The sequence below is a fragment of the Solirubrobacter soli DSM 22325 genome (assembly GCF_000423665.1).
GTDB classification, from domain to species: domain Bacteria; phylum Actinomycetota; class Thermoleophilia; order Solirubrobacterales; family Solirubrobacteraceae; genus Solirubrobacter; species Solirubrobacter soli.
Window position 1 is genome coordinate 1 of the sequence record NZ_KE384074.1, and the last position, 21,854, is coordinate 21,854.

Below are 21,854 nucleotides of genomic sequence, written 5' to 3' on the forward strand. Positions count from 1 at the left end.
AGCTCGGCCTGCGCGGCCGCCAGCGCGGCGCGGGCCTCGGCGAGCCCGGCCGACTCGTCGCGCGGCTGCGCCAGCTCGGCCTGCGCGGCCGCCAGTGCGGCGCGGGTCTCCTCGAGCTGCGCGCGCAGGTCGCTCTCGGCCGCCGCTCCGCTGCGACGGCGCCGGCGGCGCGGCGGCGGCAGCTCGACGACCAGCGTGCGGCCGATCTCGAGCTCGGCCCCCGCGATGTCGTCGCCCGACCACGCGAACGACGCCATCCACGGCTCCTCGGACTCCTGGCTGCCGGACAGCCGCTGGCGCCTCCCGCCCGCGTCGACGGTCAGCGCGGGGCGCGAGACGCGGCGCCCGCGGACGCCGTGCCAGCGGCCGACGACCTCGAGGCGGTCGTCAGCCGTCCACTCGAAGCGCTCGAGATCGAACGAGACCTCACCGACGGCCGGCATCAGGTCTCCGTGCCGGCCTCGGGCGGGTCGTCGAGCAGCGAGGAACGCTGCGAGACGGGCTCGCCGGACTCGGTGGGCGGCGGACGGTGATCGACCGCGCTCACGCGCCGGCGCCGGTCACGGCCCTCGACGGCGACCGCGAAGTGGACCTTGCCGAGTGCCAGGAGGGTGCCGAGCGCCATGAAGATCGTGGCGGCGAATGCCATCCAGGCCCCGAGTGCGGGGTCGCCGATCGAGGTTTGCGGCGCGATCAACTGGTTCACAACGAGCACGATCGCCGCCCCGACGATCCAGGGCAGCCAGCGGCGGTCGACCAGGTCGACGGTCGGCACGATCAGCCCGATCGCCGCGACGAAAGCGCCGATCGCGAGAGCCGCGAGGATGAGGTCGGTGATCTCGAATAGCCGCCAAGCATTCACCTTGCCGGCGTCTGCGCCGCCGGCAATTGCCTGGCCGTAGTCCACCCACGGCAGGAACAGGCTCACCAGCAACACAAGCGCCGCGAGGGCCAGAACGAATGGCCCGATGTCGAATCTGCGTGTCAACGAGTCTCCTCTTGTGGAGTTGACGCGGACAAGGATGACAACCGCCCCCGCCAGATGGCTTTCGTTGGAAACCTGACAGAACACCGGTTTCCCCGTTTTTCGCCTCTTGACGAGGGAATCCAATCAGTAGGCGCTCCGCATGTCTCCCGATCGAGCGCCCACTTCCCTCCTCTACCGCGCGGGCGGATCGCCGACACGGGCCGCCCGCGCGGCGTCCCCTGCCTCGGCCGCCACCAAGGCCGCCGCTGATTCAGAGAGGTGCTCTCGCAGCACAGTCGGCCCGTCACGCTCCAGCCCCCGCACGAGCGCGGCGTGGTCGGCTGCCATGCGTTCGACGCTCCAGAGCGGCTCCAACTGCGCGAGGAAGAGCTGCATCTCGCCGTTCAGCGCGGCGTGGGCGGCCTCGATGCGCGGGCTTTCCGCCGCGTGGACGATCGAGCCGTGCAAGTTCGCGTGCGCCTCGTTGATCGGCCCCCACGCACGCTCGACGCAGGCGGCTTCGAGCGTCGCCAGCGCCGCGTGCACCGAGGCCGGGAGCCGGCCGCGGTGGCGTTCGAGCGCGAGGCGGGCGGCTTCGACCTCGAGCGCCGTCCGCAACTCGTAGAGCTCGACGATCTCCTCCGCCGTCAGGCGGGTCACCCGCGCGCCGCGGTTGGGCTCGATCCGCACCAGCCCCTCCGCGGCCAACTCCCGCAACGCGGCGCGCAGCGTGTGGCGGGCGACGCCGTAGCGCGCGGTCAGCTCCTGCTCGATCAGCCGCTGGCCGCCGGGCCGCTCGCCCTGGAGGATCTCCTGCCGCAGCGCGGCTACGACGGTCTCGACCGTGCTCACACGGTGACCGTAGCGGGGCGGCGGCGGATGTCGGGCGCCGCCAGCACCACCAGGCCGCCGAGGATCAGCGTCCCGCCGAGCATCGCGGGCGCGGTCAGGTGCTCGCCCAGCACGATCACGCCGAGCAGCGCCGCGGTCAGCGGCTCGGCCAGGGTGAGGGTGGCGGTCTCGGCAGCGCTCAGTTGCTTCAGGCCGCGGGCGAAGAGCAGGTAGGCGACCGCGGTCGGGACCACGCCGAGGAACACGATCAGGCCGGCCCCGGCGGGCGTCGCGAGCCCGCCGCCGGCGAACACGAGCACGGGCAGGAGCAGCACGGCGCCCAGCCCGAACGCCCCCGCCATCACGGTCTCGGGCGAGTGGGCGTGGAGCATCCGCTTCGCCGCGAGCGTGTAGCCCGCGTAGGACGCGCCAGCGCACAGCGCGAGGCCGACGCCGGGCAGCGAGATGTTCGCGTCCGTGCCGGCGAGGGCGAGCATCGCGACCCCGGCGCAGGCGAGGGCCGTCGCGGCCGCCCAGGCGCGGGAGGGCGCGCGCCGCTCCACCGCCCACTCGATCCCACCCGCGAGAGCGGGTGCGGAGCCGAGCGCGACGATCGTCCCGACCGCGACGCCGGTGTCGTGCACCGCGGCGAAGAACGAGAGCTGGTAGGTCGCGACGGCACCGGCGGCCAGCAGCAGCGGCCGCTTCGGCAGCGCCGTCAGTCCGCCCCTGGTGAGCAGCGCGACGAGGACCAGCAGCCCGCCGCCGACGAGGATTCGCCCGGCACCCACGCCGGCGGGCGACAGGCCGTCCGGCCCGAGCGCCTGCGCGGTACCGGTCGTGCCGAAGCAGAGCGAGGCGAGCAGGACCTGGAGGCGCGCGGTACTGGACATGCGCTCGATTGTTGCACAATCATCGCGATTGTTCAACAATACGTTTGAGCAAGAGCCTGTCCATGGCGCGGCCCGGCAGCACGCGGGCGATGGCAGCCTGGATCTGCGCGTTGCGGCCGACGACGTAGCGCGTGCGCGGACGTTCGGCGAGGAGCGCGGTGGCGACGATCCGCGCCACGGCCTCGGGCGGCAGCCCCTCTTCGTTCTGGCGCTGCGCGAGCGCGCGCAGCGAGGCGACGAGCTTGCCGTAGCGCTCGTGGGCGACGGGCGGCATCGCCTCGTACAGCGCGTCGGCGGCGGTGAGCGAGCGGTCCCAGATCGGGGTCGCGATCGAGCCCGGCTCGACGAGGACGACGGGAACGTCCTGCTGTTCGCGGCGCAGCGAGTCGCTCAGCGCCTCCAGCGCGAACTTCGACGCCGCGTACGGTCCGTACAGCGGCAGCGCGACCCGGCCGGCGATCGAGGAGATGTTCACGATCCGGCCGCCGGCCCGTCTCAGGGCCGGCATGCAGGCCTGGATCACCGCGAGCTGGGCGATCACGTTGACCTCGAGCTGGCGGCGGAGCTCGTCGATCGGGAGGAACTCGAGCGGGCCGGTGATCGCGATGCCGGCGTTGTTGACGAGGCCGTCGAGGCGCTCGATCTCCCTCAGGTGCTCGGGTTCGAGGACGTCGAGGTGGATCGTCGTGATGCCCTGCCCCAGATCCTGCGGCGTGCGCATGCCCGCGAGGACGTTCGCGCCCAGCTGCGCGAGCAGGAGCGCGGTCGCGCGCCCGATGCCGGTCGAGGCGCCGGTGACGAGCACGGTGCGGCCGTCGAGCATCTGGGCGAGCCTATTGAATGTGCGGATGCTGTTCGCCGAGCTCGCCGCCGCCACCGAGGACGTCCGTGCGATGTCAGGCCGCAAGGCGAAGGTGGCGCGGCTGGCGGAGGCGTTGCGGGGGCTGGACGAAGGCGAGCGGGCGGCGGGCGCCGGGTACCTGGCGGGCGCGCCTCGGCAGCGGGTGCTCGGGGTCGGGTGGGCGTCGCTGCGGGAGCTGCCGCCGGCCGCCTCGACGGCGTCTCTGACGGTCGCCGACGTGGATGTGGCCTTCGCCGCCCTGGCGGAGCTGAGCGGCGCCGGGTCGGTGGGCGCGCGGCGGGCGGCCCTCGCGGGGTTGCTCGGTCGCGCGACGGAGTCCGAGCAGGCGTTCCTGCGAGCGCTGATCATCGGGGACCTGCGGCAGGGGGCGTTGGCGGCCGTCGTCGGCGACGCGGTGGCGGCGGCCGCGGGCGTGCCGGTCGGCGCCGTGCGGCGGGCGTTGATGCTGCGCGGAGACCTGGGCGCGGTGGCCGTCGCCGCCTTGGACGGCGGTGCGGAGGCGCTGGCGTCGTTCCAGCTCGAGGTCGGCCGCCCGATCGCGCCGATGCTCGCGTCGACGGCCGCCGACGTCGCCGCCGCGATCGAGAAGACCGGGCCCGCCGCGGTCGAGTGGAAGCTCGACGGGGCGCGCATCCAGGTCCATCGGTCCGCTTCGGGCGTCCGCATCTTCACGCGCACGCTGGACGAGGTGACCGATCGGCTGCCGGAGATCGTGTCGGCGGCTTCGGCGTTGCCGGGCGCCGCGTTCGTCCTGGACGGCGAGGCGATCGCGCTGCGCGACGACGGGCGGCCCTACCCGTTCCAGGTGACCGGGTCGCGGTTCGCGTCGCGCGGGGCGCACGAGGTCGCGTTGACGCCGATGTTCTTCGACCTGCTGCATCTCGACGGGCTCGACCTGCTCGATCGACCGGGTTCTGAGCGTGCCGCGGCGCTGTCGGCGCTGGTGCCGGCGGAGTGGCGGGTCCCGCGCGGAGGGCCGGAGATGCTCTCGGAGGCGCTGGCCGCCGGTCACGAGGGCGTCGTGGTGAAGGCGTTGGACGCGCCCTACGAGGCGGGACGGCGCGGGTCGGCGTGGGTGAAGGTCAAGCCTGTCCACACGCTCGACCTCGTGATCCTGGGCGTCGAGTGGGGCTCGGGCCGGCGCCGCGGCTGGCTCTCGAACCTCCACCTGGGCGCGCGAGGCGCTGATGGCGGGTTCGTGATGCTCGGCAAGACCTTCAAAGGCCTGACCGACGCGATGCTCGAGTGGCAGACGGAGAAGCTGCTCTCGCTGGAGGAGCGACGCGCCGGGCACGTCGTGTTCGTGCGGCCCGAGCTGGTCGTCGAGATCGCGTTCGACGGCGTCCAGACCTCGCCGCGCTACCCGGGTGGCGTCGCGCTCCGGTTCGCGCGGGTCGTGCGCTACCGCGAGGACAAGCCGGCGTCCGAAGCGGACACCCTCGAGTCGGTGCTCGCGCTCAGATCAGCGTGATCAGGATCGTCAGCACGACGATCAGCGCCACCGCCACCACGACGATCGCCGCGACCCGCGTCCGCGTGTCCCACTCCTCGGTCCGCCTCGGCCGCGGCGTGCGCGGTGTGCGAGGCGGCAGCGGCTTGACCTCGACCGGCTGCGCGTTCTCGGCCGCGACCTGCATCTCCGCCAACTCCCGCTCGAGCCGCGTGACGTGAGCGACAGCAGCCTGCGCCCGCGCATTCGACACCGCCAACTGCCCCTCGAGCTCGACGATCTCCTGCGCCCGCTCGACCGCGCTGTCGTGGTGCGACGACAGCCCTTCGATCTGCTGCCGCGCCTCGGCGAGCTCGCGCGCGAGCGCCTCCCGCTCGGCCCGCTCCTCGACCAACCGCCGCTCGAGCGCGAGCACAGCGATCTCCGCCGCCACCGTCGTCGGCGCGTGTGCGGGCACCACCGGCGTTTCTGGCACGTCGGCGCTCGGGGTGTGAAGGGAGGTTGACGGCGGCGCCGCCGCGGCGGGTGGCGCCGGCCGCGCGGCGGCGGGTGGCACCGGCCGCGCGGCGGATGATGTCGCGGGCGGGGTGGCGGCGCGCGGCGCGGGGTCGACGGGCGGCGAGACGTCGGCCGCGGGTTCCGCGCCGGCGGGCGACGTCGTGGGACGCGGCGCGGGCTCGGCGGGCGGCGAGACGTCGGCCGTGGACGCGGCGGCGACCGCCGGCGCCTCCGCGCGCGGCGCGGGCTTAGCCGGCGGCGTCTTGCTGCGCGGCGTGGGGTCGGCGGGCGGCGAGACGTCGGCCGTGGACGCGGCGGCGAGCGGCGGCGCCTCCGCGCGCGCCGCGGGCTCAACCGGCGGCGCCTCGCTGCGCGGCGCGGGGTCGGCGGGCGGCGAGACGTCGGTCGCCGGGTCCGCGCGGGCGGGCAGCGTGTCAGCGCGGGGCGGCACGTCGGTGGGCGCCGCAGTCCCGGGCGGCGCCTCCGCCCGCGGCGCGGGCTTGGCGTGAGGCGAAGTGTCGGCCGCGGGCGTCGCCTCGGCGGCCGGCGCCGGCTCGGCTTCGGCGGACGGCGCGGCGGTGTCCGTGGGGCGCGGCGCCGCGGCCTCTTCGCTCCGACCTGCCGCGGGCGGCTTCTTCGCGGCCGGGGGCTTGCGCTTGGCGCGTGCCTTGGGCTTTGCGCTCGCGGCTGCCGGGGACAGCTCGTCGGCCGGCGGTTCGGTCTCGGTGGGCGCCTCCGGCTCCGGGCGGCGGGGCGCCGGGGGGCGGCGGGGTTCGGGTTTCGGGCGGGGGCGCGGGGTCAGTGGCCGGCTCGGTGCGGCGGCGCCTGGGGCGGGAAGGTCGACGATGACGTCGGGGGAGACCTCGAGGCGGGGGTCGGTCACGCCGGACTGGGCGCCGCGCCAGGTGAAGGCGGCGGTCCAGAGATCGTCGGTGTCGGCGGCCCAGGGTTTGTGGTCGAGCACGGCGATCAGGCGCCGGCGGCGGCCGTCCACACGGGTGTGGAGGGTCGGGCGGACGAAGCGCCGGCCGCGGACGCCGTACCAGCGGCCGGAGACCTCGATCCGGTCGGCGGCGGTCCAGTCGAAGCTCTCGAGCTCGAACGCGAGGTCGGTGAAGGGATCCGCCGGTGTGTCGATGCGCGCCATCAGAACACCCGTGTACCCATCCTGGCACGACCTGGTGCTTCACTGGTTGCTCGATGAAGCGGCGGATCGCGGTGGATCTGAGCGTCCTGCGCGAGAACCGTGGTCTCCGGCTGCTGATCTCCGGGGAGCTGATCTCCGGCCTGGGGTCACAGGCCACGCTGGTCGCGATCCCGTTTCAGATCTACACGCTGACGCATTCGCCGGCGTTGGTGGGCCTCCTCGGAATCGTCGAATTGATCCCGATCGTCGTGTGCTCGTTGTTCGCGGGCGCGATCGCGGATCGGGTCGAGCGGCGGCGGTTGATGTTCGCCGCGCAGCTGGCGATCGCCACGTCCGCGGCGGCGCTGGCTTCGATCTCGTTCGCCGAGGACCCGCCGGTCGCCCTGATCTTCGCGTTCGCGGCGCTGCTCGCTGCCGGCTCGACCGTCGACAACGTCACCCGCTCCGCCGTCGTGCCGGCGCTGGCGGGCGATCGGCTCAGAGCCGCGCTCTCACTCAGCTATGGCCTCCACCAGGTGTCGGCGGTGGTCGGGCCCGCGCTGGGCGGCCTGCTGATCGCGGCGACGAGCGTCGGGTCGGCGTACACGATCCAGGCCGTGGGCTTCGTCGCGATGCTCGGCATCACCGTCGCCCTCCCCCGCCTCGATCCGGCGCCGACGGAGACCGAGCACCCGCCGATCCTGCGCTCGATCAAGGAGGGACTGACGTTCGTCCGCCACAACAGCGCGCTGATGGGGTCGTTCGCGGCCGACCTCGTCGCGATGACGTTCGGCATGCCGCGCGCGCTCTTCGCGGTGCTCGCGCTCACGGTCTACGACGCGGGTGCGAGCGGCACCGGCCTGCTGTACGCGTCCGTGTCCGCCGGGGCGACGATCGCCGCGCTGACGACCGGCTGGGTCGAGCACGCCCGCTGGCTCGGGCGGATCGTCGTGGGCGCGGTGGCGGTGTGGGGACTCTCGATCGCCGCGGCCGGCTTCATGCCGTCGATCTGGCCCGCCGCCGCGCTGCTGGCGCTCGCGGGCGCCGCCGACAGCATCAGCGCCGTCTGCCGCTCGATCATCAACCAGACCGTCACCCCTGAGGAGCTCCGCGGGAGGATGTCCGCGATCTTCATGCTCGTGGTGACGAGCGGGCCGCGGTTGGGCGATCTCGAGTCGGGGATCGCGGCCTCGGTGACGACCGCGGGCGTCGCCGTCGTCAGCGGCGGGCTCGCGTGCGTGGCCGGAATCGCGCTGATCGCGCTCCTGTTTCCCGCGCTGATCGCGTTCGACGGGAGGCAACCGGCCGTGGCAGCCGGCGGATCAGACCTTGACGGCGATGATGCGGTCGTCGCCGGAGCGCGGTGAGCCGCGGCCGTCGCGGTTCGACGTCGCCACCCACAACGTTCCGTCGGGCGCGGCCGCGACGGTGCGGATGCGGCCGTAGCGGCCGGCGAGCATCCGGGTCGGCTTGCCCAAGGACGACCCGCGCAGCGGGATTCGCCACACGCACTCGCCCCGCAGCGCCGCCACGTAGAGGTGCGAGCCGATGATCGCGGCGCCGCTGGGTGACGCCTCGGACGTCGACCAGGTGACGAGCGGGTTCGTGAAGCGCCCGTCCTGCGTCGGGCCGACGCCCTCGACCTCCGGCCACCCGTAGTTGCGGCCGCGGCGGATCAGATTGACCTCGTCGCGGGTGTCTTGACCGAACTCGCTCGCCCACATCCGCCCGCGCCGATCCCACGCGAGACCCTGGACGTTCCGGTGCCCCCAGGTCCAGATCAGCGAGCCTTTGAACGGGTTGCCCGCCGGGACGCTCCCGTCGGGGTTCATCCGCAGGATCTTGCCGTTGAGCGACCCTCGGTCCTGCGCGTTGGCGGTGTTGCCGGCGTCGCCGACGCCCGCGTAGAGCTTGCCGTCCGGGCCGAACGCGATCCGGCCGCCGTCGTGGATCCCGGCCTTCTGCAGACCTGTGACGAGATTGCGCACTTTGCCACCGAGGCGGAAGCGAACGATGCGGTTATCGGAAGCCGAGGTCAGATACGCGTAGATGAGCTTGTCGTGAGAGAACTGGCGAGAAATAGCCAATCCGAGGAGGCCGCCCTCCCCCACGGCCGATACGCCTGGCACCGTCATGACCGCCCGCGCACGACCACCTTTTGCCGGGATACGCAGGATCTTTCCGGTCGCACGCTCGGCGACGAGGGCGTCGCCGCCCGGCAGGAACGCGATACCCCACGGTACGTCGAGTCCCGTAGATACGGTGCGGCGCGTAGGAACGCGTGGCGTCCGCGTCGGGGCGGGTGTGGCGGTCGCGGACGCCGTCGCGGTGGCGGTGGCCGTGGGCGACGGCGCGGGATCGGTCGGCGTCGAGGTCGAGCGGACCGCGTCGCCGGAGGAGGACGAACCGCACGCCGCGAGAACGAGGGCCACGAGCGTGGACGCGGCGAGGCGCGGGGCGACGACGCGGGCGGAGCGACGAGGTGAGACGGCGCGGGCGGGGCGATGCCGCGTGACGGCGCGGGCGGGGCGGCGCGGCGTGCCAGCGCGGGCGGCGAGGCGCGGCCGGCGGCCGCGAGGGATCGGCGGTGGCGCCGCGCCGCGCATGATCAGGCCGGCGGCGGGCGGTGCCCCGGGAGCTTGACGACGGTGACGAAGAACTCGTCGATCTGACGCACGACGTCGATGAAGCGGTTGAAGTCGACCGGCTTGGTCACGTAGGCGTTGGCGTGCAGGTCGTAGGAGCGCAGGATGTCCTCCTCGGCCTTGGAGGTCGTGAGCACGACGACCGGGATCGAGCGCAGCGCCGGGTCGGACTTGATCTCGGCGAGCACCTCGCGGCCGTCCTTGCGGGGCAGGTTGAGGTCGAGCAGGACGAGGTCCGGACGGTCGGAGTCGGGGGCGCGGAGGTAGTCCATCGCCTCGACGCCGTCGCCGACGATCTTCAACGAGTTGCGCACCTTGTTGTGCTCGAACGCCTCTTCGATCAGCACGACGTCGCCGGGGTCGTCCTCCACGAGGAGGACGCTGATCGGCTGGCTGTCGTCTGGGGTCATCAACTCTCCGGTCGTTTGGCGGGAAGCGTGAAATAGAAGGTAGAACCCGAGCCGAGGGCCGTCGTGTCCGTGTCCAGCCACATGCGACCGCCGTGGTACTCGACGATCTTGCGGCACATCGCGAGACCGATGCCCGTGCCTTCGTACTGGGTGCGGGGATGCAGCCGCTGGAACAGCACGAAGATGCGCTCCGCGTACTCGGCGTCGATCCCGATGCCGTTGTCGATGCAGCGGAACCGCCAGAAGTCCCCGTCGCGCGTCGCGCTCAAGACCACCCGCGGCGCCACCTCGCCGCGGAACTTGATCGCGTTGGCGATCAGGTTCTGGAAGACGAGGCGCAGCAGCCCCGCGTCGCCGTGCACGGTCGGCAGCGTCCCGTCGACCTCCAGGACCGCGTCGTTCTCCTCGATCGCCCGCGACAGGTCCCCGCGCACGCGCTCCAGCAACAGGCCGCAGTCGACGTCCACGTGCGGCTGCTCCATCCGCCCCACGCGCGAGAACGCCAGCAGGTCGTTGATCAGGTCCTGCATGCGGCGGGCGCCGTCGACCGCGAAGGCGATGTACTGGTCGGCGCGCTCGTCGAGCTGGCCGCCGTAGCGCTGCTGGAGCAACTGGCAGAAGGACGCGACCTTACGCAACGGCTCCTGGAGGTCGTGCGAGGCGACGTAGGCGAACTGCTCGAGCTCGGCGTTGGAGCGCCGGAGGTCGGCCTCGGCGACCCGCAGCGCGTCGAGCTCGGCGACGATCCGTGCCCGCATCGCGTCGACGTCCTCCCCCAGGTCCACGACCTCGCGCGCCCCCGACCCGCGCACCTCGGTCCCGAACTCCCCGCGGGCGACCTTGCGCACCGCCCGCGCGAGCTCCTGGACGGGAACGACGAGCTGGCGGCGCAGCGTCAGCGCCACGGCGGCGACGCTCAAGAGGATCACGATGCCGGTCCCGAGGACCCAGAAGCGGACGACGTCGGCGTTGCGGTCGAGCTCGGCGCGGGCGGACTCGCGCGCCGGAGTGAGCACGCGCTGGAGGTCGGCGATCGCCGCCCGGAAGGCGTCGAAGCGCTCCTTGCCGGCCTCGACGGCGCCAGGTGTCCGCGCGGCGGCGGGATCCGAGCGCACGACGGCGATCGTCGGCTCGGCGTAGCCGCTACGCCACTCGGCGGCGGTCCGCCCGACCGCGTCGACGGGATCGTGGAGGAAGCGCACGTCGTCGAGCGCGGCGATCGCGCGCAACCGCGCGAGCGCGGCGGCCTCGTCGCGCTGACCCGACCGATATGGATCGAGGAACCGGTCGTCCCGGCCGAGCATGAAGCCCCGGAGGCCCGTCTCCTGGTCGGTCAACGCGGCCTTGATCTGCTCGGCCGTGATCGCCGCGGGGTCCAGCCGGTCGGCCAGCCGCTCGCGCGCGTCGCCGAGCCGCGAGAGCGCGATCGCCGACGCGACCGAGCCGAGTACGCCGACGAAGACGAGCAGCGCGACCGAGATCGCGAACCACTGATTCGCCGTCAACCGACGGCGGCGAATCATGTCCGTTGCACCAGGAACGCGGCGACGTCGTCGAGCATCGGGCCGCCGTTGAGCTCCTCGGCGCCCTCGACGAGAGCGGTCAACAGCCCGGGCGCGGTCTCGTCGCGCAATCCGCGCACCATCGCCTCCAGGCCCTCGCCGCCCAGCCGGTCCGACCCCACGCCGGTGCGGCCCTCGATCAGCCCGTCGGTGTAGAGCAGCAGCGACCAGCGGTCCGGCAGGTCGTGCGACACGGGTGTCCACGCCGCGTCATCGACCACTCCGAGCGGCGGATCGACGAACGCCGGCTCCAACGTCGTGATGCCACGCGCGATCAGCAGCGGCGGCGGGTGCCCCGCGACCCGGACGGACACGGACGAGCGGTCCGGCGCCACCGAGATCATCGCGAGCGTCGTGAACATCCACGCGAAGTGGCGCTCGGCGTCGTGGATCCGCTGCAGCGTGGGAAGGATGTCGTCTGCGCCCGAGAGCACGAGCGTCCGCCACGCGATCCGCAGGCAGACACCCAAAGCGGCCGCGTCCGGACCGTGGCCGGACACGTCGCCGATCACGGCGTGCACCGTGCCGTCCGCGACCTGCACCGCGTCGTAGAAGTCGCCACCGAGCAGCGCCCGCTGGCGCCCCGGGCGGTAGTGGGCGGTCAGGAGCAGCGCGGGATCGGTGACCAGCGGCGCCGGAAGCAGGCCGCGCTCCAACCGCGCGTTCTCCTCCTGGTGCGCGCGGGCGAGCTCCAGCTGCTGGCGCGCCTCGTCGGCCCGGCGGCGCTCGACCGCGTAGCGCACCGCGCGCGCCAGTCCTTGCCCGTCGATCTGGCCCTTGACCAGGTAGTCCTGCGCGCCCGCGGCGACCGCCTGCGTGCCGCGGACCTCGTCGTCGAAGCCCGTCAGCACGAGCACGGACATGTCCGCCCGGTCGGTCTTGAGCTGGTGCAGCGCGGTCAGGCCGTGGGCGTCGGGCAGGTCGAGGTCGAGCAGGACGCAGTCGATCTCGTCGAACGGCACGCGTCGCGCGCCGGCCAGCGTCGGCTCGCGCAGGAGCTCGACGTGGGCGCCGCTGACCGCGAGGAGCTCCTCGACGAGGAGCGCGTCCCCGTCGTCGTCCTCGACGAGCAGGATCCGGATCGGCGACGAGGCTGCCGCGGTGTCACGCGGAGCTGTGTTGACGGTCTCTGGAGGACTCACGTGTCGTTCTGGCTCCGCAAGCTGCCCCACCATACCCACGGGAACGGCGCCCCAAGCCCAGTAGCCTGCGGCACCGTGAACGACGCGACCGCGGTGATCGCCGGAGGCGCGCTGGGCACGCTGGCGCGGGCCGGCCTCGCAGAAGCGATGCCCGTGCATCCGGGCACGTGGCCGTGGGCGACCTTCGTGGCCAACATCGCGGGCTCGCTGATCCTCGGGTGGGTGGTGATCGCCAAGGCGCATTGGCGCCCGTTCGTCGGCACCGGCTTCTGCGGCGCGCTGACGACGTTCTCGACCTTCCAGGTGCAGATCGTCGTCCTGGGCGACGACGGGCACGTCCCGCTGGCGGCGCTGTATCTGGCCGTGAGCGTGATCGTCGGGCTGGCGGCGGCACACGCGGGAGCGAAGTTGGCGCGCCGATGATCGCGTGGGTGGCGATGACGGCCGCGGGCTCGCTCGGCGCGTTCCTGCGCTGGCAGGCGTCCAAGCGCTTCGCCCCGCGCGGGACGTTGCTCGTCAACCTCACGGGCGCGTTCGTGGCCGGGCTCGTCACCGGACTGCACCCGAGCTCCACCGTCCTCATGATCGCCGGCACCGGCTTCCTCGGCGGCTACACCACGTTCTCGACCTGGATGGTGGAGCGCACCTACATCGCCACCTCGATCGTCGCCGGCCTGGCGGTGGCCTCGGCCGGCTTCGCGCTCGGCTCGTCGTTCTGACCCTCGATCGCGCGCATGCCAGGGGCGTACAACGCGGCCAGGGTGACGACCGCGCCCAGCACCCCCGCGCCGATCAACGTCTCCCGCACGCCGATCGCCCCGCTCACGGGCCCGGTCAGCGCGAAGCTCAGCGGGAGCAGCCCGATCGAGATCAGCCAGTCGAGGCTCGAGACGCGGCCGAGCAGCGCCGCCGGAACATGCTTCTGCTTGGCCGTCGCCCAGACGATCGTCCCCGCGGTCTCGAACGCGTTGAACGCGAACGAGGCGAGCATCAGCTGCCACACCGCGTTGGCGATCCCGTACCCCGCCACGCACAGCGTCCCGAGCGTCCAGACCGCGTACATGAAGGTGATGTCGCGGCGCGGGAGCCCGCCCTGGCCGATGATCACCGCGCACAGCACCGACCCGATGCCGCCGGCGGCGAAGACGATGCCGAGGTCGGCCGCGCTCCCGCCCAGCTCGTTCTTGACCACGTACGGCAGCAGGACCTCGGCCGGCCCCATGAACAGCAGGTAGGCGATGGCGGCACTCGCGAACGTCGCCCACAGCCAGACGCGACCCCGGATGAAGCTCCACCCCACGCGGATGTCGGCGACGACGCTCCCGGAGGCCGTGCGCAGCGTCGGCCGGGCCCGCATCGACAGCACCACGCCTGCCGACAGCACGAACGACGCGGCGTCGAACGCGAACGCCGCTCCCGCGCCGACCGCCGCCACCAGCAGGCCGCCCAGCGCCGGACCCGCGAGCCGCAGTGCCAGCGGGCGCACGAACTGGTCGAGCGCGTTCGCCTGGCCGAGGTCGGATTCCGGCAGGACGTCCGGCACGATCGCGTCGAACGCCGGGTTGAAGAACGCCGCGCCGACGCCGTAGACCGCGACCAGCGCGACGACGTGCCAGAGCTCGATCGCCCCCGTCAGCGACAGCAGCGCGAGCAGCCCCACCGCGAGGCCGCGGGTGACGTCGGCCGCGACCATCACCCGCCGCCGGTCGAACCGGTCCACGACGACGCCGCCGATCAGCAGCAGCGCGATCGTCGGCACCGCCATCGCGATCCCCACCAGCGAGAGCGCGGTCGGGACGTTCGAGAGCGCGTAGACCTGCCACGCCATCGCGACCATGAACATGCCGTCGCCGAGCAGCGACACGCACATGCCGGTCCACAGCAGCCGGAAGTCGCGGTGGCGCAGCGGTGCGAGCAGCCGCACGCGGCTGAAGCCGCCGACGCGGTCCAGGCCCTCGTAGGAGTGGTGCATCAGGCGCGCTGCAGCCAGCCGCGCTCGGCGAGCTCCTCGATCGTCTCGCACAGCATGAAGATCTCGTCGGCTGTGTTGGCCGAGGTGATCTGCGCACGGAAGCCGACCTCGGCCTTCGGGACCAGCGGGAACGCGGCCAGCGTCACGTAGATGCCGCGGTCGAAGAGGAACTGGCCGACCTCGGCGATCTTCGTGTGGTCGGCGATCGGCAGCTCGACGATCGGGAAGCCCGAGCGGTTGGGCGTGTGGGCGCCGACGCGGTCGACGGTTTCCAGCACTTTGAGCGTGTGTTCGCAGAGCGTCTTGCGCAAGTGGTCGCCGCGCTCGTCGTTGACGCGCAGGCCCTCGAGCACGGTCGCCAGCGAGGCGACCGGCGACGGGCCGGAGTACAGGTACGGCGGTGCGCCGACCTTGAGCAGGTCCTTGACCTCGGTGGGGCAGGCGATGAAGGCCATCAGCGACGAGTAGGCCTTCGAGAAGCCGCCGACGAGGACGATGTTGTCGTAGGTCTCGTCGGCGTGCTTGACCACGCTGTTGCCGCGAATGCCGTAGGCGCACGTCTCGTCGGGGCGGCGCTCGCCGATCACGCCGAAGCCGTGGGCGTCGTCGACGTAGAGCAGCGCGCCGTGGGCGCGGGCGACCGCGGCGAACGCGCGCAGGTCCGGGGCGTTGCCGGTCATCGAGTTCACGCCGTCCATGCAGACGAGCTTCGTCTCGCCGCCGGACTCGCGCAGGAGCGTGTCGAGGTGGTCCGGGTCCTCGAAACGGAAGCGCTTGACGGTGGCGCCGCGGGACTTCGCGACGTGGCACCCGTCGTAGATCGTCTTGTGCGCGCGGGCGTCGAGGAAGATCGTCCCGTTGCCGGCCAGCAGCGGGATCACCGACATGTGGATGTGGGTGATCGTGGCCATCACGAGTGCGTCCTCGCAGCCGAGCAGCGCGACCAGCTTGCGTTCGATCTGCTCGTACAGCACCGGCGAGCCGAGGAGGCGCGACCAGGACGGGTGCGTGCCCCAGGCGTCGAGGTAGGCGGGGACGGCCTCGATGATCTCGCGGTCCAGGTCCAGCCCGAGGTAGTTGCAGGAGGCGAAGTCGGCGAGCCAGTGGTCGCCGATGCGGATCATCCGGCCCTGCTGCTCGTCGATGACGGCGTCCATCATCGGGTGCGAGTGCTTGAGGGCGGCGAGATCCCCGCAGGTCTGGAGCCACCGCTCCAGCCAAGGGGTGGACGGGGTGAGGTCGATGAGGCTCGTCATGGCCCCCCGTTTGGTAGGCGGGACCGGTAATGCGCCGGTTATATGGCGGTCGGGTGGCGGGGCTCGTAGAGCCCGAGCTCACCGCCGCCCGGCACGCGCAGCGCCGTCAATCGACCCCAGCGTTCGTCGCTCACCGGGCGGGTGAACTCGACGCCCTTGGCCCTGAGTTCCGCCATCGTGGAGTCGAGGTCGTCGCACATCAGATAGAGCTCGACGGCGGCTTCGTCGGCCGGATGCGCCGCGATCTCGGCGGGCGGCAGGGCGAAGATCAGCCAGCCGCCGCCGGCATCGACGGACTTGAGCTCCAGCGTGTCGCGCAGGAACGCGCGTGTCGCCTCGGCGTCCTTCGCGTACAGGATCGCGTGGGCGCCGATGATGGTCACGACGACAAGGCGGGGAGCCCGTCGATCGACTCCCAGTTGTTGTCGCGTTCGTAGACGCGCATGGCGCCCTCACCCTCCACGCGGATGCGCTTGGCGGTCGAGAGGTCCATGTGCGGGCGCTCGCCCTCGTAGCTCATCAGCGGGACGCCGTACCCGCAGGAGTCGGCGATGCGGGTGACGTTGACGACGATGAACGCCCGCATCGACTCGGCGATCTCGGGCTCGGCCCAGCCCAGCTCGCGCAACTCGTCGAAGCGGGCGTTGTCCGGGCGCACGTACTCGCCGTGGCCGTGCAGGCGGAGGATCCGCGGCGGGCCCTCGAACGCGCAGAACATCACGCAGATGCGGCCGTTGTCGCGCAGGTGGGCGATCGTCTCCGCCCCGCTGCCGACGATGTCCAGGTAGGCGACGGTGTGGTCGTCGAGCACCCGAAGGGTCCCGATCGGACCCTTCGGGGAGACGTTGATGTGTCCGCCGTCACCCGAGGGGGCCGTACCTACGAAGAACATCGACTGCTTGGCGATCCATGCCTTCTGGTACTCGTCGATGCGTTCGTAAATGCGGCCCATGCACGGTGAGTCTAAGCGTTCGCACCGCCGTCTCCGGCGGATCGCCGGCCAGATCACCGGTCGTCGCTGCCGGCGGCGGACGCCGCCGACATACCGGTGGTACGACTGCGGCGGCCGCCGCCGGGCAGCGGCGGGCGGGGCGCGCCGGAATCCGTCGGAGGCGACGGGGCGGGCGCTAAATGGCGTGGTTGGCGTGCATGAGCCCGTTCGGGTCCATGCGCGTCCTCACGGCCTGCAGCCGCGCCCAGGACTCGGCGCCGAAGGTCAGCGACGCGTCGACCTTGTCCTCGGCGAAGTTGAGGTAGGTGCCGCGGAGGCTCCACGGCTCCATCGCGGCCTTCACGCGGGACATGTAGTCGCGCATGAACGCGCCCATGTTGGCGTCGATCGCCATGCCGCCCATGAACAGGACGAACTGGCCGGCGATGCCGCCGGCGGCGCCGTGGCCGGGCTCCCGGCGGGCGAGCGCGCCGCCGATCTGGCGCAGCTCCACGCCTGCCAGCGGGGAGCCGCTCTTCGGGCCGGCCATGCAGACCAGCATGTCGATCGCGGCCTGGGGCAGCTCCTCGATCAGCGCGGTCTCGCTCGTGAAGGGCATCGGCTCTTCCGGGTCCTGGTGCAGGCGGATGAGCGCGGGAGCGGGGATCGTCGCGAACGTGTCGATCTCGGGCTCGAGCGCGCGCAGCGGCGCGATCACGTCCGGGTCGCCCTGGACGGCGCCGTCGATGATGACGATCGAGCGGCCGCGGATCGGCGCGGGGATCTCCGGCAGCGGCGGGAGCTGCATGATCCGGAAGGACGTGGTGATGTGGTCGGGGGCGGTGACCGCCCACTGCGCGTACACCTTCAGCACGCGGGCGGCCTCGGTCCAGTCCCACACCATCATCCCGGCGTAGATCTCGGTCAGCTCGTAGAGGCGGAACTCGAGCGCGGTGACGATGCCGAAGTTCCCGCCGCCGCCGCGCAGCGCCCAGAAGAGCTCGGGGTCGTTGTCCGCGTCCGTGCGGACGAGCTCGCCGTCGGGCGTGACCAGCTCGACCGCGGTCAGGCTGTTGGTCTGCAGGCCGTGGCTGCGGGCGAGCCAGCCCATGCCGCCGCCGAGCGAGTAGCCGGCGACGCCGACCGTGGGCGAGGAGCCGTGCAGCGCGTAGAGGCCGTGCGGGGCGGCGGCGTCGACGACGTCCTCCCACAGCACACCGGCGCCGACGCGGGCGGTCCGGTTGGCCGCGTCGATCGCGACGCCGCCCATGCCCGAGGTCTTGACGAGGATCGTCCCGCTCAGGTCGCCCAGCGGGCCCGCGTTGTGGCCGGTCGTCTGCGCGGCGACGCGCAGACCCACGCCGCGGGCGAAGCGCATGACGTCCGCGACCTCGGAGGCGTCGGCGGGATACACCACGGCCGCCGGACGCGGGTCGAGCGAGAGGTTGAAGCCGCCACGGGCCGCGTCATAGCCGTCGTCGCCGGGAAGGGCGACGGCACCGCCACACAGTTCACGGAGCAGGGAGAGGTCATCGCGGGGAGGATCGATGATCGACATGGCGTCAACACTCACGCCCCACCGTTGCCCAGACCTTGCCGCGCATTGCCGCGAGATTTCTAAACCCGACCTTAAGTGCCTGACCCTTTATCTCGCCGTTAGGTTGTGGCACGGCGCTGCGCCGTCGGCGAACCTAAATCGCACCTAAGGGGTCAGGTAATTTAGGTGGGGTTTAGGTTTCGAGGGCGAGGGCGAGCTCGCCTTGGGAGGACGCGCCGAGCTTGCGGAGGGCGCTGCCGAGCTTGATCTCGATGATGCGCGGGGTGACGAAGAGCTCCTGGGCGATCTCGCGTTCGGCGCGGCCGGCGGCGGCCAGGGCGGCGACGCGGCGTTCGCTGGCGGTGAGGGAGTTCACGCCGCGGGGCATGGCGAGTGCGGGCTCGACGCCCACGGCCAGCATCTCGCGCTGGATCTGGCGGACCAACCGCTCGGCGCCGCAGACCTCGGCGAGCTCGTGGGCGCGGGTGAGGGGCTCGCGGGCGTAGTCGGGCCGGCCGGCGAGGCGGCGCAGGGAGCCAAGACCCGCCAGCGACTTGGCGAGCTCCAGCCGCGAGGGCGCGCGGGAGACGACCTCGACGGCCTCCTCCAGGCGCTCCAGCCCTTCGGCGCCCTCGAGCAGTCCGAGCACCCGCAGCGAGTGCGCGACGGTACCCGGCGCACCCCAGTCGCGGGCGCGGTCGAGCTCCTCGGACGCCAGCTCGATCGCCTTGCGCTTCATCCCCAGCTGGTCGAGCGCGATCGCCTTCAGCGAGCTCCAGCGCGCGGCCGCCGGGTTGTGCCAGAGGTGGAAACGCTGCGCGTACTCGTCGGCGGCCTCGACCGCGTCCTCGAAGCGGCCTTCGGCGACCAGCAGCTCCAGCCGCGCGTTGCACCAGTAGCGGGCGCCGTCGGAGCCGCCGCCGCGCTCGGGCGCGCGGACGAGCGCCTGTCGCGCCTCGGTGAGCTTGCCCCGCTCGGTCAGGCACCAGGACAGGTGGGCCGCGTTCCACTGCAGGGTGTCGCGCCCGTAGCCCCACGCCTCCGCCTGGTCGAACGCCTGCGTGAGCTCCTCCTCGGCATCGAGCAGGTCGCCGCGCCAGAACAGGCAGAACCCGCGCCACAGGTACATGCCGGTGACGGCGAACAGCGAGCCGCGGCGGTGCGCGTCGAGCATCGCGAAGTCGAAGGCGGTCAGCGCCTCCTCGCGGTCGCCGATGATCATCGGCAGCAGCGCGGCCAGTGTCAGCAGGTTCGGGTCGCGATTCTGGACGTCGCCGCCCTCGAGCGCGAGGCGGCCGAGGGCGACGCACTCGTCGACATGGCCGCCGCGGCGCTGCCATTCGAACGCGGCGAACGAGGTCATCATCTTCTCGCCCAGCGTCTTCGGGACGCGGTGGCGGTATGGCTCGGTGACGGCGGCCTCCGCGGGATCGCCTGAGCCGAACGGGATCCCCATCAGCGCGAACGCCTCCAGCGCGAGCGCCTCGTCGGCGAGCTCGGGCGGGAGCGACGCCGCGGCCTCCCGCGCGACCGCCGCGCCCTCGGCGGGCGACGTCGTGAACAGCAGCGCGCGGCCCAACGCGTTCGCGGCGCGAATCCGCAGGTGGTCGTCGGTCAGCCCGTCGTACGCCTCGCGCAGGTGCTTGGCGGCGCCCGGACCGGTCAGCAGGGCCTCGACCTCCCCCAGATCGAGCAGCAGCCGCGGCCGCATCGAGGCCGGCGCCGGCTCGTCCAGCGCGCGCTGCAGGTAGCCGACCGCGTTGTCGATCGCGCCGCGCGCGAACGCCGCGTTCCCCGCCTCGTGCAGCAGCCGCGCGATCTCCTCGTCGCCGCTGCGCGGCGTGTGCGTGAGCTGCCCCGCGATCTGGTCCATCGGCGCGCCGATCCGGCGCAGGACGCCCGCCGCCCGGCCGTGCAGCAGCTCGCGCTCGCCCAGGGGGAGGCCGTGGTAGACGGCGTCGCGGACGAGCGGGTGGACGAAGCCCGGCGGCGGGTCCGGGCGCAGGATCTCCGCCCGCGCCAGCGCGGCCATCGTCCCCGCCACCTGTGCCTCGTCGAGCCCGGCGACGCCCGCGACGGCCGGCAGGTCCGCGCCCTCGCCGAGCACCGCGACCGCCCGCGCGACCGTGGACGCCTCGCCGGGCAGCCGCGCGAGCCGCAACAGGACCGAGCTGGACACCGCGCGCGAACCTATTGCCCGCACGACGTCGGCGTGGGCCGCGTCGGGCTTGACCGCGTCGGTCTCCAGCGCATTGAGCAGCTGGCGGACGAGCAGCGGGTTGCCGCCGGTGGTCGTGTGGCAGGCCTCGCGGAACGAGCGATCGGGCTCGGCGCCGAGGCGGCGCGCGACCAGCGCGCCGACGGCCTCCTCCGACAGCGGGCCGGGACGGATGTGGGCGGTCGCCGGGTCGTTGGCGATCTCGGCCAGCAGCGCGGCGTCGGTCGGCGCGTCGCCCGTGCGCACGGAGGCGGTGACGAGCACCGGCTGGCCCTCCAGCCGGCGGACGAGGTAGGCGAGGAAGCGCAGCGATGGCCGGTCGCACCAGTGCAGGTCGTCGATCTCGAGCAGCAGCGGGTGCTCGGCGGCGAGGTTGAGCGCCAGCCAGTACAGGCCGTGCAGGGCGGCGAAGGACGCGTCGCCGCCGTGGGAACCGTTCTCGTCCGGGTTGCGGAAGACGACCTGCGCCGGGGCGGCCGCGCCCGCCAACACGTCGGACTCGGCGACGACGGACTCGAAGAGCTGGCGGACGACGCCGAACGGGAACTCGCGCTCCAGCTCGCCCGCCCGGGCGTTGAGCACGAACGCGCCCTCCGCGACCGCGCGCCGCCGGAACTCGGCCATCAGCCGCGACTTGCCGATCCCGGGCGGGCCCTCGATCAGCACCGCGCGGCCCTCGCCCTCGATCGCCTCCTCGAGCATCGAGTCCAGCTGCGCGACCTCGCGCTCGCGCTCGACCAGCGTGGCGGACGCCTTCGGCTTGGACTTGCGCGCGGGCTGCGGCGCCGGCGGCGCGGAATCGTCACGCAGGAGCTGCTCGTGCAGGGCGACGAGCGCCGCGCCGGGCGAGCTGCCGAGCTCCTCGCGCAGCAGGACGCGGATGTCCTCGTAGACCCGCAGCGCCTCGTTGGCGTTGCCGCGGGCGCGCAGGACCTCCATCAGCGCGGCGCGGGCGGATTCCCGGAACGGCTGCGCCTGGACGGCGGCGCGGGCGGCCTGCTCGGCCTCCGGGTGCGCGGCGCCGCCGAGCTTGGCGCCCGCGGCCGCGACGGTCTCGAGCGCCTCCACCCGCAGGTCGGCGAGCTCCGCGCGGCGCGCGTCGATCCACGGCGCCTCCAGGCCGGGCAGGAGCCCACCGTCGGCGATCTCGAGCGCGGCCCGGGCCGCATCCCAGGCGACGCGCGGGTCTGAGGCCTCACGGGCGCGGCGCAGCTCGCGCGGCGCGACCTCCCAGTCGACCCAAGCGTCAGCCGGGAGGATCAGCTGCAGCTCGGAACGGCCCTCGAGGACGCCCGGGCCGAGCGCCTTGCGCAGGCGCGAGAGCGGCGGAGCGAGCAGCGACTCGTACGCGGGCGGGGCGCCCTTCCCGCTCCAGAGCGCCTCGGCGAGCTCGTCGCGGCGCACGGGCCGGTCCCGGTTGAGGGTGAGGTAGGAGAACAGCAGACGGCCCTGGCGTCCGCGCAGGGAGTCTTCGAGCCTCCGTCCCTGAAGCTCCACGATGAGTCGCCCGCATACACGTATGCGGGTCGCGTGACCCTCGACCACGCGGGGAAA

General features: G+C 73.0%; 19 protein-coding genes and 1 pseudogene. 4 read left to right on the top strand and 16 right to left on the bottom strand.

Annotation, left to right across the window (positions count from 1 at the left end; genetic code table 11):
• From G569_RS56425 to G569_RS0142685, 5 genes and pseudogenes are all read right to left on the bottom strand, one after another.
• Nucleotides 1-443, bottom strand: a pseudogene (locus tag G569_RS56425) (hypothetical protein); the annotation flags it as partial.
• Entirely contained in the window at nucleotides 443-1,111 is a 669-nt protein-coding gene (locus G569_RS0142670) for a hypothetical protein (RefSeq protein ID WP_157592702.1), read from the bottom strand. The pseudogene G569_RS56425 and the gene G569_RS0142670, both read right to left, overlap by 1 nt.
• A gap of 48 nt (nucleotides 1,112-1,159) precedes the next feature.
• On the bottom strand, nucleotides 1,160-1,819 hold the full coding sequence (locus tag G569_RS56430) for a GntR family transcriptional regulator (RefSeq protein ID WP_053227831.1): 660 nt from the start codon (nucleotides 1,817-1,819) through the stop codon (nucleotides 1,160-1,162).
• Nucleotides 1,816-2,691, bottom strand: a complete 876-nt coding sequence (locus G569_RS0142680; protein WP_037503367.1) for a DMT family transporter — start codon at nucleotides 2,689-2,691, stop codon at nucleotides 1,816-1,818. The genes G569_RS56430 and G569_RS0142680 overlap by 4 nt, the downstream gene beginning before the upstream one ends.
• A 19-nt stretch (nucleotides 2,692-2,710) precedes the next feature.
• Complete coding sequence (locus G569_RS0142685; RefSeq protein WP_028067943.1) at nucleotides 2,711-3,514, bottom strand: SDR family oxidoreductase; 804 nt, start codon at nucleotides 3,512-3,514, stop codon at nucleotides 2,711-2,713.
• A gap of 25 nt (nucleotides 3,515-3,539) precedes the next feature.
• On the opposite strand from G569_RS0142685, the gene G569_RS0142690 reads away from it, so the two are divergent.
• Entirely contained in the window at nucleotides 3,540-5,024 is a 1,485-nt protein-coding gene (locus tag G569_RS0142690) for an ATP-dependent DNA ligase (RefSeq protein WP_028067944.1), read from the top strand.
• Here the strand turns inward: G569_RS0142690 and G569_RS0142695 are convergent.
• Complete coding sequence (locus G569_RS0142695; RefSeq protein ID WP_037503370.1) at nucleotides 5,011-6,648, bottom strand: hypothetical protein; 1,638 nt, start codon at nucleotides 6,646-6,648, stop codon at nucleotides 5,011-5,013. The genes G569_RS0142690 and G569_RS0142695 overlap by 14 nt on opposite strands.
• 53 nt (nucleotides 6,649-6,701) lie before the next feature.
• Here G569_RS0142695 and G569_RS56435 point away from each other — a divergent pair, with 53 nt between their 5' ends.
• Nucleotides 6,702-7,994 (top strand): MFS transporter, encoded by a 1,293-nt coding sequence (locus G569_RS56435; protein ID WP_053227832.1) that lies wholly within the window; start codon nucleotides 6,702-6,704, stop codon nucleotides 7,992-7,994.
• Here G569_RS56435 and G569_RS56440 read toward each other — a convergent pair.
• The 4 genes from G569_RS56440 to G569_RS0142720 form a co-directional block, all read right to left on the bottom strand.
• Nucleotides 7,950-9,059, bottom strand: a complete 1,110-nt coding sequence (locus tag G569_RS56440; RefSeq protein WP_053227900.1) for a PQQ-dependent sugar dehydrogenase — start codon at nucleotides 9,057-9,059, stop codon at nucleotides 7,950-7,952. The genes G569_RS56435 and G569_RS56440 overlap by 45 nt on opposite strands.
• A gap of 176 nt (nucleotides 9,060-9,235) precedes the next feature.
• Nucleotides 9,236-9,682: a response regulator gene (locus G569_RS0142710; RefSeq protein ID WP_028067946.1), complete on the bottom strand. Its 447-nt coding sequence runs from the start codon at nucleotides 9,680-9,682 to the stop codon at nucleotides 9,236-9,238.
• Complete coding sequence (locus G569_RS0142715) at nucleotides 9,682-11,205, bottom strand: sensor histidine kinase (protein ID WP_028067947.1); 1,524 nt, start codon at nucleotides 11,203-11,205, stop codon at nucleotides 9,682-9,684. Before G569_RS0142715 ends, G569_RS0142710 begins: the two co-directional genes overlap by 1 nt.
• Nucleotides 11,202-12,386, bottom strand: a complete 1,185-nt coding sequence (locus tag G569_RS0142720) for a PP2C family protein-serine/threonine phosphatase (protein WP_245602781.1) — start codon at nucleotides 12,384-12,386, stop codon at nucleotides 11,202-11,204. The genes G569_RS0142715 and G569_RS0142720 overlap by 4 nt, the downstream gene beginning before the upstream one ends.
• Before the next feature lie 75 nt (nucleotides 12,387-12,461).
• On the opposite strand from G569_RS0142720, the gene G569_RS0142725 reads away from it, so the two are divergent.
• Together G569_RS0142725 and G569_RS56445 are read left to right on the top strand one after the other, a co-directional pair.
• A complete protein-coding gene (locus tag G569_RS0142725; protein ID WP_028067949.1) occupies nucleotides 12,462-12,809 on the top strand; it encodes a CrcB family protein in 348 nt (115 codons plus the stop codon).
• Nucleotides 12,806-13,105, top strand: coding sequence for a fluoride efflux transporter FluC (locus G569_RS56445; protein ID WP_084286338.1), 300 nt, complete (start codon nucleotides 12,806-12,808; stop codon nucleotides 13,103-13,105). Before G569_RS0142725 ends, G569_RS56445 begins: the two co-directional genes overlap by 4 nt.
• Here the strand turns inward: G569_RS56445 and G569_RS56450 are convergent.
• The 6 genes from G569_RS56450 to G569_RS56460 all read right to left on the bottom strand — a co-directional run bounded on the left by G569_RS56450 (nucleotide 13,033) and on the right by G569_RS56460 (nucleotide 21,797).
• Nucleotides 13,033-14,358 (bottom strand): MFS transporter, encoded by a 1,326-nt coding sequence (locus G569_RS56450; RefSeq protein ID WP_053227834.1) that lies wholly within the window; start codon nucleotides 14,356-14,358, stop codon nucleotides 13,033-13,035. The genes G569_RS56445 and G569_RS56450 overlap by 73 nt on opposite strands.
• The gene (locus tag G569_RS56455) at nucleotides 14,358-15,614 is read right to left on the bottom strand and encodes an aminotransferase class I/II-fold pyridoxal phosphate-dependent enzyme (protein ID WP_211233249.1); all 1,257 of its coding nucleotides are present in this window, start codon (nucleotides 15,612-15,614) and stop codon (nucleotides 14,358-14,360) included. The genes G569_RS56450 and G569_RS56455 overlap by 1 nt, the downstream gene beginning before the upstream one ends.
• A 38-nt stretch (nucleotides 15,615-15,652) precedes the next feature.
• Entirely contained in the window at nucleotides 15,653-15,997 is a 345-nt protein-coding gene (locus G569_RS0142745; protein ID WP_028067950.1) for a VOC family protein, read from the bottom strand.
• The gene (locus tag G569_RS0142750; RefSeq protein ID WP_028067951.1) at nucleotides 15,994-16,566 is read right to left on the bottom strand and encodes a pyridoxamine 5'-phosphate oxidase family protein; all 573 of its coding nucleotides are present in this window, start codon (nucleotides 16,564-16,566) and stop codon (nucleotides 15,994-15,996) included. The genes G569_RS0142745 and G569_RS0142750 overlap by 4 nt, the downstream gene beginning before the upstream one ends.
• Nucleotides 16,567-16,741: 175 nt before the next feature.
• Nucleotides 16,742-18,118, bottom strand: a complete 1,377-nt coding sequence (locus G569_RS0142755) for an FAD-binding oxidoreductase (RefSeq protein WP_211233251.1) — start codon at nucleotides 18,116-18,118, stop codon at nucleotides 16,742-16,744.
• A 157-nt stretch (nucleotides 18,119-18,275) separates the two neighbouring features.
• The gene (locus G569_RS56460; protein WP_037503376.1) at nucleotides 18,276-21,797 is read right to left on the bottom strand and encodes a helix-turn-helix transcriptional regulator; all 3,522 of its coding nucleotides are present in this window, start codon (nucleotides 21,795-21,797) and stop codon (nucleotides 18,276-18,278) included.
• Between the last annotated feature and the right edge of the window lie 57 nt (nucleotides 21,798-21,854).